Source organism: Enterobacter cloacae complex sp. IR53030, from assembly GCF_049238365.1.
In the GTDB taxonomy this organism is placed as follows: Bacteria; Pseudomonadota; Gammaproteobacteria; order Enterobacterales; family Enterobacteriaceae; genus Enterobacter; species Enterobacter kobei.
Genome location: NZ_JBMKHA010000008.1, coordinates 128542 through 144872 on the forward strand (window position 1 = coordinate 128542; position 16331 = coordinate 144872).

Below are 16331 nucleotides of genomic sequence, written 5' to 3' on the forward strand. Positions count from 1 at the left end.
CAATAAAGAGATGTTGGCGTGTCCAGCACGCAGTGTGTTAATGATGTTTACCCTAAATAATTCGAGTTGCAGGAAGGCGGCAAGGGTGTGAATCCCCTGGAGCTTACATAAGTAAGTGACTGGGGGGGAACGCACGCAGCCAACGCACATGCAACTTGAAGTATGACGGGGATAGCCGTGATAAAGAGGTCGTAATGCCAGGCAGCACCGTGTTCAAAGCGTTTGTTTTGTTTATCGCCCTTTGGGCTCCCTTCACTCAGGCAGACTCCGGTTGGCAACCCGTTCAGGACACTATCCGTAAGAGCGAAAAAGACACCCGGCAGTATCAGGCGATCCGGCTTGATAACGGCATGACCGTGCTGCTGGTTTCCGATCCGCAGGCGGTGAAATCCCTCTCGGCATTGGTCGTGCCGATTGGATCGCTGGAAGATCCTGAGGCTCATCCGGGGCTGGCGCATTACCTCGAACACATGACGTTAATGGGGTCAAAGAAGTATCCGCAGCCGGATAGCCTGTCCGAATTTCTAAAAATGCATGGCGGCAGCCACAATGCCAGCACGGCACCTTACCGCACGGCCTTTTATCTCGAAGTCGAAAATGACGCGCTGGACGGGGCGGTTGATCGTCTTGCGGATGCTATCGCCGCGCCGCTGCTGGATAAAAAGTACGCCGATCGTGAACGCAATGCGGTGAATGCCGAACTGACGATGGCCCGTACCCGAGACGGTATGCGTATGGCGCAGGTCAGCGCTGAGACGATCAACCCGGCGCACCCAGGTGCACGCTTCTCGGGCGGCAATCTGGAGACGCTCAGCGATAAACCCGGCAGCCCGGTCATTGATGCTCTGCATGCGTTTCGCGACAAATACTACTCAGCCAACCTGATGAAGGCGGTTATTTACAGCAACAAACCGCTGCCTGAACTGGCTGGTTTGGCGGCAAAAACGTTTGGCCGGGTGCCAAATAAAAATATCGACCTGCCCAAGATTGACGTGCCGGTTGTCACGGACGCGCAAAAAGGGATCGTCATCCACTACGTTCCTGCCATGCCCCGCAAGGTGCTGCGCGTTGAGTTCCGCATTGATAACAACACCGCACAGTTTCGCAGCAAAACCGACGAGCTGGTGACCTACCTGATTGGTAACCGCAGTCCGGGAACATTATCCGACTGGCTGCAAAAACAGGGGCTGGTGGAAGGGATTCGCGCCGATTCGGATCCTGTTGTAAACGGCAACAGCGGCGTGCTGGCAATTTCCGCCACCCTGACCGACAAAGGGCAGGCCAACCGTGATGAAGTGGTTGCCGCTATCTTCAGCTACCTCTCTTTGCTGCGTGAGAAAGGCGTCGATAAGCGCTATTTTGATGAACTCGCTCATGTGCTGGATCTCGATTTCCGTTACCCGTCCATCACCCGCGACATGGATTATGTGGAGTGGCTGGCGGATACCATGATCCGCGTGCCGGTGGAACACACTCTCGATGCGGTCAATATTGCCGATCGCTATGATGCGGCGGCGTTAAAAGCGCGCCTGGCGATGATGACCCCGCAAAATGCCCGTATCTGGTACATCAGCCCGAACGAACCGCATAACAAAACGGCCTACTTTGTCGATGCACCTTATCAGGTAGACAAGATCGGCGACCAGACCTTCGCTGCCTGGCAAAAGAAGGCTGGAGAGATTGCGTTGACGTTGCCGGAACTGAACCCTTACATTCCGGATGATTTTACGCTTATCAAAACCACTAAGGATTATCCGCACCCCCAGCTCATTGTCGATGAGCCGACGCTGCGCGTGGTGTATACCCCAAGCCGTTATTTCGCGAGCGAGCCAAAGGTGGATGTCAGCGTGGTGCTGCGTAATCCGAAAGCGATGAATAGTGCCAAAAATCAGGTGATGTTCGCGCTTAATGACTATCTCGCGGGTATCGCGCTCGATCAGCTTAGCAACCAGGCAGCCGTTGGCGGGATCAGCTTCTCCACCAATGCCAACAATGGGTTGATGCTGAATGCAAATGGCTATACCCAGCGTTTGCCTCAGCTGTTCCAGGCACTGCTGGAGGGCTATTTTAGCTATACACCGACGGAAGAGCAGCTTGAGCAGGCCAAGTCCTGGTATGCGCAGATGATGGATTCTGCGGAAAAGGGCAAAGCCTACGATCAGGCGCTGATGCCAGCGCAAATGCTGTCGCAAATCCCGTATTTCCAGCGTGAAGAACGCCGGGCATTGCTGCCATCTATCTCATTAAAAGAGGTGCTGGCTTACCGTGATGCGCTGAAAACTAACACGCGTCCTGAGTTCCTTATCGTCGGTAACATGAGTGAGGAACAGGCTAAAACGCTGGCAGAGAATGTCCGCACTCAGCTGGGTTCGAAAGGCGACGAGTGGTGCCGTAACCAGGACGTGCTGGTTGAGAAAAAACAGAATGTGATTTTTGAAAAAGCGGGTAGCAGTACCGATTCCGCGCTGGCTGCAGTGTTTGTGCCCACGGGCTATGACGAATTCTCCGGGTCCGCACAGAGCGCGGTGCTGGGGCAGATTATTCAGCCGTGGTTCTATAACCAACTGCGTACGGAAGAGCAGCTTGGCTACGCGGTATTTGCTTTCTCGATGAACGTTGGCCGTCAGTGGGGGCTGGGCTTCCTGCTGCAAAGCAGCGATAAACAACCGGCCTATCTCTGGCAGCGCTATCAGGCGTTCTTCCCGCAGGTGGAAGCAAAGCTGCGGGCCATGAAGCCGGAAGAATTTTCCCAGATCCAGCAGGCCGTCATTGCGCAGGTGATGCAGCCGCCGCAGACGCTGGGCGAAGAGGCATCGCAGCTGAGCAAAGATTTTGATCGCGGTAATATGAAATTTGATTCGCGTGATAAAGTAGTGGCCGAGATAAAACAGCTGACGCCGCAGAAGGTTGCGGACTTCTTCCATCAGGCCGTGATTAAGCCGCAGGGCATCACCATTCTGTCTCAGGTTTCCGGTAGCCAGAACGGGAAAACGGAGTACGTGAACCCACAAGGCTGGAAAGTCTGGAAGAGCGTCAGCGCGCTGCAGCAATCAATGCCCTGGAGTAAGAAAGAATGACCGATACCGCTGAGTCCCTTGATCCCTTACGTTTACCTCTACAGGGTGAACGATTGATTGAAGCCTCAGCGGGAACGGGAAAAACGTTTACCATTGCCGCGCTCTATCTGCGCCTGCTGTTAGGGCTTGGCGGTAACGCTGCTTTTCCGCGCCCTTTGAGCGTTGAAGAGCTATTGGTCGTGACCTTTACCGAGGCCGCCACCGCTGAGTTGCGCGGCCGTATTCGTACCAATATTCACGAACTGCGCATCGCCTGCCTGCGCCAGAGTACGGATAACCCTCTCTACGCGAGCCTTCTGGAAGAAATTGCTGATAAGCAGCAGGCCGCCCAGTGGCTGCTCCTTGCGGAACGACAGATGGACGAAGCGTCCGTCTTCACCATTCACGGGTTTTGCCAGCGCATGCTGAGCCTGAATGCGTTCGAATCCGGCATGCTGTTTGAACAACAACTCATTGAAGATGAATCCGTGCTGCGCTATCAGGCCTGTGCGGATTTCTGGCGTCGCCACTGCTACCCGTTACCGCGCGATATCGCCGAAGCGGTACATGCCTTGTGGAAAGGGCCAGAGGCACTGCTGCGCGCCATCGATCGTTATCTTCAGGGGGAAGCGCCGATCATCAAATCGCCGCCGCCAGCGGATGAAACCCTGGCCTCACGTCATGAAAAAATCATCGCGCGAATCGCAGACATCAAGCAAAAATGGAATGAATCAGTCGGCGAGATTGAGGCGATCATCGAGAGTTCCGGGATCGACAGACGCAAGTTCAACCGTGGCAACCAGGGGAAATGGATCGAGAAGATCAGCGCATGGGCGCAGGAAGAGACGCGCGGTTATCAGCTTCCGGACGCGCTGGAGAAATTCTCACAGCGTTTCCTGGTTGAGCGGACCAAAGCCGACGGCATTGTGCCTGAACATCCCCTGTTTGTGGCAATTGAAACTCTGCTGGCGGAGCCCCTGACGCTTAACGATCTGATGATCACCCGTGCGATGACGGAAATTCGCGATGCCGTGGCGCGCGAAAAGCGCCGGCGGGGCGAGCTGGGTTTTGATGACATGCTGAGTCGCCTTGATGCGGCGTTGTGCAGCGAAAATGGCGAAGCGCTTGCAGAGGCGATTCGTACTCGCTTCCCGGTCGCAATGATTGACGAGTTTCAGGATACCGATCCTCAGCAGTACCGTATTTTCCGCCGTATCTGGCGCCATCAGCCCGGCACCGCACTGCTGTTAATCGGCGATCCGAAGCAGGCCATTTACGCTTTCCGCGGTGCGGATATTTTCACCTACATGAAAGCCCGCAGTGAGGTTGATGCGCACTATACGCTCGATACCAACTGGCGATCCTCTCCCGGCATGGTGGAAAGCGTTAACGCGCTGTTCAGCCGCATGGATATGGCGTTTATGTTCCGGGAAATCCCGTTTCTGCCGGTCAAATTTGCCCCGAAAAACGATTCGTTGCGCTTCGAATTCAACGGTGAGACGCAGCCCGCCATGCACTTCTGGCTGCTGGACGGCGAAGGCTGTGGCGTCGCCGACTATCAAAATGCCATGGCCCAGTACTGTGCGGCGCAGATTAGGGACTGGCTCAGCGCAGGCGCGCGGGGAGATGCGCTGCTGTGGAAGGGCGATAAACCCGCGCCGGTAAAAGCATCCGATATCACGGTGCTGGTACGAAGCCGCCAGGAGGCCGCGCTTATTCGCGACGCCCTGACGCTACTGAATATTCCGTCCGTCTATCTTTCAAACCGCGACAGCGTTTTTGAAACGCTGGAAGCCCAGGAGATGCTTTGGCTGCTGCAGGCCGTGCTGGCGCCAGAGCGTGAAAGTACGCTGCGCAGTGCACTGGCGAGTGCGATGCTCGGGCTGAATGCGCGTGATATTGATGTGCTCAACAATGACGAAGCCGCGTGGGATGCCGTGGTAGAAGAGTTTGTTCGCTACCGCGAAAAATGGCAAAAGCGCGGCGTGATGGCGATGGTGCGCGAGCTCATGGCAGAGCGTCACATTGCGGAGAACATGCTCGCAACCGCGGGCGGTGAGCGCCGTCTGACCGATATTCTGCACATCAGCGAACTGCTGCAGGAAGCGGGGACACAGCTGGAGAGCGAGCATGCCCTGGTGCGCTGGCTGGCGCAGCAGATTGCCGACCCGAACAGTAATTCGTCCAGCCAGCAGATGCGCCTTGAGAGTGATAAACACCTGGTGCAAATCGTCACCATTCACAAATCGAAAGGCCTGGAATATCCGCTGGTCTGGCTGCCCTTTATCGCCAATTACCGCGTGCAGGATCAGGCTTTTTACCACGATCGCGAGTCGTTTGAAGCGGTACTCGATCTCAGCAACGCAGAGTCAAGCGTTGAGCTGGCCGAAGCCGAGCGTCTGGCAGAAGACCTGCGTCTGCTTTATGTGGCGCTGACCCGCTCGGTCTGGCACTGCAGCCTGGGCGTTGCGCCGCTGTTTCGTCGCCGGGGCGATAAGAGCGGCGAGAGTGATTTTCATCTGAGTGCGCTGGGAAGGCTTATCCAGCGAGGCGAACCCAAAGATGCTGCCGGTCTGCGCCAGTGCATCGAATCTCTTTGCTCAGAGCATGTTGCCCTGCATATTCCGTCTCAGCCCGACAACAGCCGCTGGCAGACGCCGGAAGAGAGAGCGTCAGAGCTGCATGCCCGCCAGGTTGCCCGCACGATTGCCGACGACTGGCGCGTTACCAGTTACTCCGGTTTACAGCAGCACGGGCAAAGCGTTGCTCAGGATTTAATGCCTAAACTGGACGTAGATGCCGCAGGCGCAGGAAGCGCGCCCGCTGAACCGGTGCTCACACCGCATCAGTTCCCGCGTGGGGCCTCGCCGGGCACGTTTTTACACAGCCTGTTTGAAGAGCTGGATTTTACCCAGCCTGTCTCTGAAGAATGGGTGCTGAAGATGCTCCAGAGCGGCGGCTACGACGCCCAATGGCAGCCGGTTCTCACCGACTGGCTCCGCGCTGTTTTGCACGCGCCGCTCACGACACAGGGGATTTCCCTCAGCCAGCTGACCGCCAAAGATAAACAGGTCGAAATGGAGTTTTATCTCCCCATTGCCAGCCCGCTCAGGGCCGACGCGCTTGACGCATTGATCCGTGAGTACGATCCGTTATCCGCCGGGTGCCCACCGCTCAACTTCCGCCAGGTTCAGGGGATGTTAAAAGGGTTCATCGACCTGGTTTTCCGCCACGAAGGGCGCTACTACCTGCTGGATTACAAATCGAACTGGCTGGGTGAGAACAGCGAAGCCTATACCCAACAGGCGATGGCCTCAGCGATGCAAATGCATCGCTACGACCTGCAGTATCAGCTCTATACCCTGGCGTTGCACCGGTACCTGCGCCATCGCATGGCCGATTACCGTTACGAAGACCATTTTGGCGGCGTTATTTACCTGTTCCTGCGCGGTGTAGATGCTAACGACCCGCAGTCGGGCGTTTTTAGCACCCGTCCGGATGCGGAGCTGATTGAAAAAATGGATAACCTGTTTGCTGCACGCACAGAGGAGGTGGCATGACGATGCAGGCGCTATTGCTGGAGGCGGTAGAACAACGATTATTGCGCCACCTGGACGTGCAGTTTGCCATGATGGTGGCGGGCGAGGAGCCAGCCGTTATGCTCGCTGCCGCCATTCTGAGTAAGGACGCAGGCGAGGGGCATGTGTGCCTTCCGCTGTCGCGTCTGGCTGTGGATGAGAAAATGCCTCCGGCGCTGCAGTCGTGTTTCGCGCTGCTCGGTGAGGCAGTGGACTGGCAGGCGATATTACTCCGCTCGCCTGCCGTCAGCGCGACCGATACCGGGACGCCACTGATTTTGACCGGCGAGCGTTTGTATCTGAACCGACTCTGGCGTAACGAACTGACGGTGGCGCGCTTCTTCAGCGAGACCAACGCCCCGCTTCCCTGCGATGAAGCGCAGCTCCGGCAAGTGCTGGATACGCTGTTTACCTCTGACGACGCGACTGACTGGCAGAAAGTGGCGGCCGCCGTGGCGTTAACGCGGCGGATCTCGGTGATTTCGGGCGGCCCGGGCACCGGGAAAACAACGACGGTGGCAAAACTGCTTGCCGCGCTGATTCAGTTATCCGGTGAGCAAAAGTGTCGTATTCGTCTGGCGGCTCCCACCGGTAAAGCCGCGGCACGTCTGACGGAGTCATTAGGCGGTGCCCTGCAAAAATTGCCGCTCACAGGGGAACAGCTTGCGCTTTTTCCCAATGAAGCCAGCACGTTGCATCGGTTACTTGGCGCGCAGCCGGGTAGCCAGCGTCTGCGCTACCATGCCGGTAACCCGCTACACCTGGATGTGCTGGTGGTGGATGAAGCGTCGATGATTGACCTGACGATGATGTCTCGGCTGATCGATGCTTTGCCGCCTCATGCGCGGGTCATTTTCCTCGGCGACCGTGACCAGCTAGCGTCTGTGGAAGCTGGGGCCGTGCTGGGTGATATCTGCACCTATGCCAGTCTGGGTTATACCGCGGAACGCGCGGAGGAGTTGGCCCGCCTGACAGGGTGTTCCCTTGCGGCGGAACAGCACTCGATCGCGGGCGCGCTGCGCGACAGCTTGTGCCTGCTGCAAAAAAGCTACCGTTTCGGCAGTGACTCCGGCATCGGGCAGCTTGCGTCGGCGGTGAACCGGGGAGACCGGCACACGACCTGTGCGGTGTTTGACGGTACCTTTACCGACATTGAGAAAAAATCGCTGCAAAGTGGGGAAGAGTATCAGGCGATGCTGGATGATGCCCTGCTGGGGTATCAACATTTTCTCACCGGCGTACAACAGCAACGTCCGCCGGAGCAGGTGATTGCCGCGTTTGGCGAATATCAGTTGCTCTGCGCGTTGAGGGAGGGGCCGTTTGGCGTCAGCGGCCTGAATGACAGGCTGGAACAGCTGCTGGCGCAGAAACGTAAAATCAACCGTACCCTGCACTCGCGCTGGTATGAAGGGCGCCCGGTGATGATTTCCCGCAACGACAGTGCGCTGGGGTTGTTTAATGGCGATATCGGCATTGCACTCGATCGCGGGCAGGGGTTGCGCGTCTGGTTCCAGATGCCGGATGGTAGCGTGAAGTCCTTCCAGCCCAGCCGTTTGCCCGAGCATGAAACTGCGTGGGCGATGACGGTGCATAAATCGCAGGGCTCTGAGTTTAACCATGCGGCGTTGATCCTGCCGACGCAGCTTTCACCTGTCGTTACCCGCGAGCTGATCTATACCGCCATCACGCGTGCGCGTCAGCGCCTGTCGCTGTATACCGATGAACGCGTGCTGATGCAGGCCATCGCCACCCGCACGGAACGCCGAAGCGGGCTGGGCGCAATCTTTGAGTCTCTCTGAATGGGGGACGAAATGCAGGCCGGGTAAGCGCAGCGCTTCCCGGCAAGTGGCGTATTATCCCAGGTCGGCCATCAGCACTTTTGAACGGCGCTGATAGTTGTACATCTCTTTCTTCGTTTCCGGCAGGGAATCGATATCCACCGGCGTGAACCCGCGTTCCTGGAACCAGTGAATGCTGCGCGTGGTCAGGACGAACAGCTTGCTCAATCCCATCTGGCGCGCCTGCGCCGCCACGCGCTCTAGCAGCATTTCTCCGCGAGAAGAGCTCCGGTAGTCAGGATGCACAGCCACACAGGCCATTTCACCGATCTTCTCTTCCGGGAACGGATAGAGCGCGGCGCAGGCAATGGTCAGGTTATCGCGCTGAATAATGGTGAATTTGTCGATCTCCATCTCCAGCTGTTCACGGGAACGACGCACCAGAATACCCTGCTGCTCCAGCGGGCGGATCAGTTCCAGAATACCGCCGATATCGTTGATGGTCGCGCGGCGTATCTGCTCCGCACTCTCCATGACAATCTGGGTACCGATGCCATCCCGGGAGAACAGCTCCTGCAGTAAGGCCCCGTCTTCCTGATAGCTGATCAGGTGGCTACGGCGCACGCCGCTACGGCAGGCCTTCACCGCACCACGCAGAAAACGCACGGTGCCGGAGTGGTAATCTCCTTCGGCCTCCAGCGCTTCCACGCGCGCCTGGGCTTCATTCGGGAAGAGTTCCGGCACAATCACCCCTTCATCGTTAACGACGCCCTGTGAGGAGCAAAACCCAATCATTTTTTCCGCCTTCAGCTTGATAGCCAGCTGGGTGGCAATCTCTTCTGACGTGAGGTTGAAGCTTTCGCCGGTCACGGATACCGCCACCGGGCCCATGAGCACGATGGCACCGCTGTCCAGCTGACGGTGAATGGCCTCTTCATCAATACGACGAATGCGGCCGCTGTGGCAGTAATCCACGCCATCGTCCACGCCGAGGGGCTGGGCGATGATAAAGTTGCCGCTCACGACGTTGATATGCGCCCCCTGCAGCGGCGTGTTGTTCAGACTCATCGACAGGCGAGCCGTAATATCCAGCTGCAGCAGCCCCGCCGCCTGTTTCACCAGTTCCAGGGTTTTCGCATCTGTGACGCGGGTATGTTTGTGATAAATCGGCTCGTGGTGGTGAGCGGCCAGGTTGGCATCGATCTGCGGGCGCGCGCCGTAGACCACCACCAGGCGGATCCCGAGACTGTGCAGCAGGCCTATGTCATTGACGATGCTTGAAAAGTTTTCATGTTCAATGGCTTCGCCACCAAGCATGATGACAAATGTTTTTCCCCGGTGGGCGTTGATATAGGGAACAGAATGGCGGAATCCCTGGACCAGTTCGGTTCTACGTTCCTTCACCATGGCACAACCCTTAATGAATGTTTATTCGTAATTTCTGTATTTTTATTCGATTGTGGCCGCGTGTGCAAGTGCAAATTTTCTGCGACCCACAGAAATGAATAAGTAATCCGTGCGTTAGCAGCGAATTGTTTACCCTTTTATAGATGACAGTTTATGCGTCATTCGTTAAAGTTTTCGGTCAATCTGGACTTTTATATATCAGTTCGTTTTCTTGCTCGGGAGAAGCATGTCGGGATCCAATTCAGCAATAAGCCGCCGCCGTTTGTTAAAAGGGGCCGGGGCAATGTGGTTGCTTAGCGTCAGTCAGGTCGGCCTTGCCGCCACGAGTCAGGTGGTGGCGGTGCGCGTCTGGCCGTCGTCCACGTACACGCGCGTGACGGTCGAATCCAATCGTGTGCTGAAATATAAGCAATTTGCCCTCAGCAATCCTGAACGTGTGGTAGTGGATCTCGAAGGCGTGAACCTTAACTCCGTGCTGAAGGGGATGGCGGCGCAGATCCGCGGTGACGATCCGTTTATTAAATCGGCGCGCGTCGGGCAGTTTGATCCGCAAACCGTGCGTATGGTGTTTGAGCTTAAACAGAACGTGAAGCCGCAGCTGTTCGCTCTCGCCCCTGTGGCGACGTTTAAAGAGCGTCTGGTGATGGATCTCTACCCAGCCAATGCAACGGATATTCAGGATCCGCTTCTGGCCCTGCTGGAAGATTACAACAAAGGCGATCTGCAACGTCAGGTTCCGCCTGCGCAAAGTGGTCCGCAGCCGGGCAAAGCGGGGCGCGATCGCCCGATTGTGATCATGCTCGATCCTGGCCACGGCGGCGAAGACTCCGGTGCGGTGGGGAAATATCATACGCGGGAGAAAGACGTGGTGCTGCAAATTGCCCGTCGTCTGAAGGCGTTGATTGATAAAGAGGGCAATATGCGCGCCTACATGACGCGCAATGAAGATGTCTTTATCCCGCTGAAAGTTCGCGTGGCAAAAGCGCAGAAGCAGCGCGCCGATCTCTTCGTCTCGATCCACGCAGATGCCTTTACCAGCCGTCAGCCGAGTGGATCGTCAGTGTTTGCGCTCTCAACCAAAGGCGCGACCAGTACCGCGGCGCGTTACCTGGCCGACACTCAGAACGCCTCGGATCTGATCGGTGGCGTGAGCAAAAGCGGTGACCGCTACGTCGACCACACGATGTTCGATATGGTGCAGTCCCTGACCATTAACGACAGCCTGAAGTTTGGTAAAGCAGTGCTGGGCAAGCTGGGTAACATCAATAAGCTGCATAAAAACAGCGTTGAGCAGGCCGGGTTTGCGGTGCTTAAAGCGCCGGATATTCCCTCCATACTGGTCGAAACGGCGTTTATCAGTAACGTTGAAGAGGAGCGTAAGCTCAAGACGGCAAAATTCCAGCAGGAGGTGGCGGAGTCGATTCTGGCGGGGATTCGGGCGTATTTCTCAGACGGGGCGACGCTGGCGCGACGCGGATAGCGCATTCAGCCGGGTAAAACGCCCGGCACATTCACAAACGACAGATACAAAAAAACACCCTTCAGGGTGTTTATTGTTTTTAGAAGTGTTGGTTGCGGGGGCCGGATTTGAACCGACGACCTTCGGGTTATGAGCCCGACGAGCTACCAGGCTGCTCCACCCCGCGTCCGTCTTTCTACTCTTGTAGAAACTTACTTCTTCAAATTTGATTGGTTGCGGGGGCCGGATTTGAACCGACGACCTTCGGGTTATGAGCCCGACGAGCTACCAGGCTGCTCCACCCCGCGTCCGTCTTTCTACTCTTGTAGAAACTTACTTCTTCAAATTTGATTGGTTGCGGGGGCCGGATTTGAACCGACGACCTTCGGGTTATGAGCCCGACGAGCTACCAGGCTGCTCCACCCCGCGTCCGTCTTTCTACTGTCGTAGAAGATACTTCATCAAATTTTAATTGGTTGCGGGGGCCGGATTTGAACCGACGACCTTCGGGTTATGAGCCCGACGAGCTACCAGGCTGCTCCACCCCGCGTCCGTGGATGCGCACTATACTCGGATAGGTTTGTGATGCAACCCCTTTTTTACATAAATCATGATTTTGTATGCAAATTGAACGACATGGCGCTGTATGGACTATTTTGTGCGCAAAATTTACCAAAGGGCATGCGAACGCATTTCATTAGCCCTGGCGGTTTGTTATCTTCATCACGCGGAAATGGGCAACTTAAAGACGAGATATAATGAAAGGACGTTGGGCGAAGTATCTGATGGCAGGCGCAATGGTAGCGATTCTTGCGGCCTGCTCTTCCAAACCGACCGATCGCGGTCAACAGTATAAAGACGGGAAGTTATCCCAGCCTTTCTCTTTAGTTAATCAGCCTGATGCTGTCGGTGCTCCGATCAACGCCGGCGATTTCTCCGAGCAGGTTTACCAGATCCGCAATGCGTCGCCGCGTCTGTATGGCACTCAGAGTAGCGTGTACAACGCGGTCCAGGACTGGCTGAAAGCAGGCGGTGATACACGTAACATGCGCCAGTTTGGTATTGACGCCTGGCAGATGGAAGGGGCGGATAACTACGGCAACGTCCAGTTCACAGGGTATTACACGCCCGTGATTCAGGCGCGACACACGCGCCAGGGTGAGTTCCAGTATCCTATCTACCGTATGCCGCCAAAACGCGGTCGTCTGCCTTCTCGTGCAGAGATCTACGCGGGTGCGCTGAGCGAAAACTACGTTCTGGCTTACAGCAACTCCCTGATGGATAACTTCATCATGGACGTTCAGGGCAGTGGCTACATCGATTTTGGCGACGGTTCGCCGCTTAACTTCTTCAGCTATTCCGGTAAAAACGGCCACGCCTATCGCAGTATTGGTAAGGTGCTGATCGACCGCGGTGAAGTGAAGAAGGAAGATATGTCGATGCAGGCGATCCGCGAGTGGGGCGAAAAGCACAGTGAAGCCGAGGTGCGTGAACTGCTGGAGCAGAACCCGTCGTTCGTCTTCTTTAAACCGCAAAACTTCGCACCGGTGAAGGGGGCGAGTGCCGTTCCGCTGATTGGCCGCGCGTCGGTGGCATCGGATCGTTCTATTATTCCTGCGGGTACTACGCTGCTGGCGGAAGTCCCGCTACTGGACAACAACGGTAAATTCAACGGTCAGTATGAGCTGCGTCTGATGGTGGCGCTGGATGTGGGCGGGGCGATTAAAGGCCAGCACTTCGATATTTATCAGGGCATTGGCCCGGATGCTGGCCACCGTGCGGGCTGGTATAACCACTACGGACGCGTGTGGGTGCTGAAGGCCGCACCGGGTACCGGAAACGTATTCAGCGGTTGATTGTGGTATTCTGAGCGCAATACGGATTACTTGTTCAGGGTGAGGAAGAACCTCACCCTTTTTACATCTGAGGTTTTATGTCTGTGGTAATCAGCGATGCCTGGCGTCAGCGTTTTGGCGGCACGGCACGTCTCTATGGTGAAAAAGCCCTACAGCTGTTTGCGGATGCGCATGTCTGCGTCGTGGGCATTGGTGGTGTGGGGTCGTGGGCGGCAGAGGCGCTGGCGAGAACCGGTATTGGCGCAATCACGCTGATTGATATGGATGACGTTTGCGTCACCAATACCAACCGTCAAATCCATGCCCTTCGTGATAACGTCGGCCTGGCGAAGTCTGAAGTGATGGCGGAACGCATTCGTCTCATTAACCCGGAATGTCGCGTGACGGTGATCGACGACTTTGTCACGGCAGATAACGTCGCGGAGTACATGAGCAAAGGCTATAGCTATGTGATTGACGCTATCGACAGCGTGCGTCCCAAAGCGGCGCTGATCGCCTACTGCCGTCGCTACAAGGTGCCGCTGGTCACGACGGGCGGCGCGGGCGGGCAAATCGATCCGACGCAAATCCAGGTCGCCGACCTGGCGAAAACCATTCAGGATCCGCTGGCGGCAAAGCTGCGTGAACGCCTGAAAAGCGACTTTAACGTGGTGAAGAACAGCAAAGGCAAGCTGGGCGTTGACTGCGTGTTCTCGACCGAAGCGCTGGTCTATCCCCAGGCGGACGGGTCGGTCTGCGCAATGAAAAGTACGGCGGAAGGACCCAAACGTATGGATTGCGCCTCAGGGTTTGGGGCGGCCACCATGGTAACCGCTTCCTTTGGCTTTGTGGCGGTTTCTCACGCCCTGAAAAAGATGATGGCGAAGGCGGAACGTCAGGCCTGAGCCTGACGTGCTGCGTCCAGTACCGCGTCGCTGAGCGCGATCAGACCCTGACCGCGTGAGGCGCTGAGCTGCGCGCGCAGCCCGAGCTCATCGAAGAACATTAGCGGCGAATGTGCTAACAATTCTGCCGCGCTTTTCCCTTCCACTGCGGTTAACAGAACCGCCAGCAGCCCGCGCACGATACGGCCTTCGCTGTCGCCGAAGAAGTGAAGCTTCTCCCCGGATACGCTAAACCCGAGCCAGACGCGGTTCTCGCAGCCAGCGATCTCTTTCGCCTGCGCTTTAAGATCGTCTGAAAGCGTGGGGAGCTGCTTGCCCAGCAGGATCAGCTGACGATATTTGTCCTCCCACTGCGTGAGGGGAGCGAAGGTCTGTTTTAAGGTCTCTTCTGTGATGACCGTGCCGAACGGATGTCCGGCTAACGCTGCTTGAGTCATTAATCCACCAGTATTTCAAGGGCGCGGTCAACGGCGCTAATCAGTGCCTCGACATCGCTTTGAGTATTATACGGCGCAAACGAGGCTCGCAGGGTGCCGCTCACGCCGAGCGCTGCCAGAAGCGGCTGGGCGCAGTGCTGTCCTGCCCGCAGGGCAATGCCGTACCCGGCCAGCAGCGTCACCATGTCGCTATGATGAACGCCTGCGAAATCAAAGGCGAGCAGGCTCGAGTCTTGTACGCGGAACGAGCGGAAACCGGGGCGTTTTTTAAGTTCTTCTTCTGCCAGCGTCGCCAGGCCGCGGCTCCAGCTCTCCGCCTGAACAATGTCTGTTTCAGTCAGCCACTCCAGCGCAGCGCTTAAGCCAATCACGCCCGCCACGTTTGGCGTACCGGCTTCCAGACGATAAGGTACATCCTGCGTTTTGAAGCCGTCGAATGTCACCTCGGTAATCATTTTGCCGCCCCCGAGCCACGGCGTCATTTGCGCCAGCCGTTCCGGCTTGCCGTAGAGTGCGCCAATGCCGGTTGGCCCGTAGAGCTTATGTCCGGAGAAGGCATAGAAGTCGATATCAAGCGCCTGCACATCAGCCGGGAAATGCACTACCCCCTGCGCCCCGTCGACCATCACCACCATACCGCTGGCATGGGCAATCTCAATAGCGCGGGCCAGATCCGGGCAGCCACCGGTGACGTTGGACATCTGCCCCAACGCCAGGATGCGGCTGCGTGGGGTAATCAGCTCGGGCAAACGTGCCACATCAGGCAGGAAGTCTGCACCCAACGGAAGTTTGACAATCTGCGCCCCCGTTTGCTCGGCCACCATCAGCCACGGCACCAGGTTAGCGTGGTGTTCCGCCTCGCTGACGATGATTTCATCTCCTGCCTGCAGCCGTGGGCGGGCATAGCACTGAGCCACCATATTAATGGCTTCGGTCGTGCCGCGCGTCCAGACGATACTTTTTCCGCTTTCAGCATTGATCAGGCGTGCAACCTGATCGCGTGCGGCTTCGTAGCGCGCGGTTAAGCGCTGCGCTTCGGCAAACTGACTGCGATGCACGTTCCCGGCGCTCAGGCTGTAGAACTGCTGCGTCGCGTCAATCACCGCCTGGGGCTTCAAAGCGGTGGCGGCGCTATCAAGGTAAACACCGGCATCGGCCAGCGCCGGGAACTGTGCGCGAAACTGCGCAGGACTGAAAGCGTTCATGGGACTCCTCATATCAATAACGCGATCGTCGCGCAATTTCAGCGGCAGGGCAAGGAGGTTGATATCTATCAGATTCGTCTGCTTATCCTGGCGACCTCGTAAAAGCAGGTTATGCTAAATAGTGTTAGGCGGATGTTTTAGCCTGTTATAAATCGAGGTTTGAATAGCATTAATTGCTAAAGGAGAATAATCATGAATAAGACAGCTGCAATCATTTCTGCCTGTGCGTTTACTTTTGCCCTGAGCGCCTGTTCTGGTAACAACTACGTGATGCATACCAACGATGGTCGTTCCATCGTTTCGGAAGGGAAACCGACAACCGATAACGATACCGGGATGATTTCGTATAAAGATGCGAACGGGAACAAGCAGCAGATCAACCGCACGGACGTGAAAGAGATGAAAGAGATCGAGCATTAACCGATCGCAGGCGAAAAAAAAGCACCGCAAGTTGGCGGTGCTACATTAATCACTATGGACAGACAGGGTAAATGTACAGGAAGTGAAAAATTGGTAGCGTTGCTACCGTGGTCTGAATCGCAGACCAATTGCAAACACAACAACACAACATCACAACCGTAAGCCAAAAGCCCTTCAGAACACGCATTCCGAAAAAAGCTCTTCGTTCCGGCTCAGGAAGTGCCGCCACTATAGGTATTTGCTGGTAGTTC

10 protein-coding genes and 4 tRNA genes are annotated in these 16331 nt (G+C 56.5%); 7 read left to right on the forward strand and 7 right to left on the reverse strand.

Translation table 11 applies throughout. The annotated features are described in order from the left end of the window. Nucleotides 1-194: 194 nt before the first annotated feature. From ptrA to recD, 3 genes are read left to right on the forward strand one after another with little or no spacing between them, the layout of a single operon-like run. Nucleotides 195-3077, forward strand: coding sequence for a pitrilysin (gene ptrA, locus ACOTXR_RS10885; RefSeq protein ID WP_023331214.1), 2883 nt, complete (start codon nucleotides 195-197; stop codon nucleotides 3075-3077). After that, nucleotides 3074-6616 (forward strand): exodeoxyribonuclease V subunit beta, encoded by a 3543-nt coding sequence (gene recB / locus ACOTXR_RS10890; protein ID WP_058690178.1) that lies wholly within the window; start codon nucleotides 3074-3076, stop codon nucleotides 6614-6616. The genes ptrA and recB overlap by 4 nt, the downstream gene beginning before the upstream one ends. Next, nucleotides 6613-8433, forward strand: a complete 1821-nt coding sequence (gene recD, locus ACOTXR_RS10895) for an exodeoxyribonuclease V subunit alpha (RefSeq protein ID WP_047027303.1) — start codon at nucleotides 6613-6615, stop codon at nucleotides 8431-8433. Before recB ends, recD begins: the two co-directional genes overlap by 4 nt. A 54-nt stretch (nucleotides 8434-8487) precedes the next feature. On the opposite strand, the gene argA is transcribed toward recD, so the two are convergent. Further along, nucleotides 8488-9819 (reverse strand): amino-acid N-acetyltransferase, encoded by a 1332-nt coding sequence (gene argA / locus ACOTXR_RS10900; protein WP_014885072.1) that lies wholly within the window; start codon nucleotides 9817-9819, stop codon nucleotides 8488-8490. Between the two features lie 226 nt (nucleotides 9820-10045). Here argA and amiC point away from each other — a divergent pair, with 226 nt between their 5' ends. After that, nucleotides 10046-11299, forward strand: coding sequence for an N-acetylmuramoyl-L-alanine amidase AmiC (gene amiC / locus ACOTXR_RS10905; RefSeq protein WP_014885071.1), 1254 nt, complete (start codon nucleotides 10046-10048; stop codon nucleotides 11297-11299). A gap of 89 nt (nucleotides 11300-11388) precedes the next feature. On the opposite strand, the gene ACOTXR_RS10910 is transcribed toward amiC, so the two are convergent. From ACOTXR_RS10910 to ACOTXR_RS10925, 4 genes are all read right to left on the reverse strand, one after another. Further along, nucleotides 11389-11465: transfer RNA gene (locus ACOTXR_RS10910), tRNA-Met, on the reverse strand. Nucleotides 11466-11509: 44 nt separating this feature from the next. Then, a tRNA-Met gene (locus ACOTXR_RS10915) sits at nucleotides 11510-11586 on the reverse strand. Between the two features lie 44 nt (nucleotides 11587-11630). Next, nucleotides 11631-11707: transfer RNA gene (locus tag ACOTXR_RS10920), tRNA-Met, on the reverse strand. Nucleotides 11708-11751: 44 nt separating this feature from the next. After that, nucleotides 11752-11828: transfer RNA gene (locus tag ACOTXR_RS10925), tRNA-Met, on the reverse strand. Between the two features lie 208 nt (nucleotides 11829-12036). Between ACOTXR_RS10925 and mltA the strand changes: the two genes are divergently transcribed. Together mltA and tcdA are read left to right on the forward strand one after the other, a co-directional pair. Continuing rightward, complete coding sequence (gene mltA / locus ACOTXR_RS10930; protein ID WP_014885070.1) at nucleotides 12037-13134, forward strand: murein transglycosylase A; 1098 nt, start codon at nucleotides 12037-12039, stop codon at nucleotides 13132-13134. Between the two features lie 77 nt (nucleotides 13135-13211). Then, nucleotides 13212-14018: a tRNA cyclic N6-threonylcarbamoyladenosine(37) synthase TcdA gene (gene tcdA, locus ACOTXR_RS10935; protein WP_006811804.1), complete on the forward strand. Its 807-nt coding sequence runs from the start codon at nucleotides 13212-13214 to the stop codon at nucleotides 14016-14018. Here the strand turns inward: tcdA and csdE are convergent. Next, nucleotides 14009-14455 carry a cysteine desulfurase sulfur acceptor subunit CsdE gene (gene csdE, locus ACOTXR_RS10940; protein ID WP_014885068.1) on the reverse strand — a complete coding sequence of 149 codons (447 nt, stop codon included), beginning with the start codon at nucleotides 14453-14455 and terminating at the stop codon, nucleotides 14009-14011. The genes tcdA and csdE overlap by 10 nt on opposite strands. Next, complete coding sequence (gene csdA / locus ACOTXR_RS10945; RefSeq protein ID WP_045134125.1) at nucleotides 14455-15660, reverse strand: cysteine desulfurase CsdA; 1206 nt, start codon at nucleotides 15658-15660, stop codon at nucleotides 14455-14457. The genes csdE and csdA overlap by 1 nt, the downstream gene beginning before the upstream one ends. Before the next feature lie 192 nt (nucleotides 15661-15852). Here csdA and ACOTXR_RS10950 point away from each other — a divergent pair, with 192 nt between their 5' ends. Continuing rightward, on the forward strand, nucleotides 15853-16080 hold the full coding sequence (locus ACOTXR_RS10950; RefSeq protein WP_008499648.1) for a YgdI/YgdR family lipoprotein: 228 nt from the start codon (nucleotides 15853-15855) through the stop codon (nucleotides 16078-16080). Nucleotides 16081-16331 lie beyond the last annotated feature (251 nt).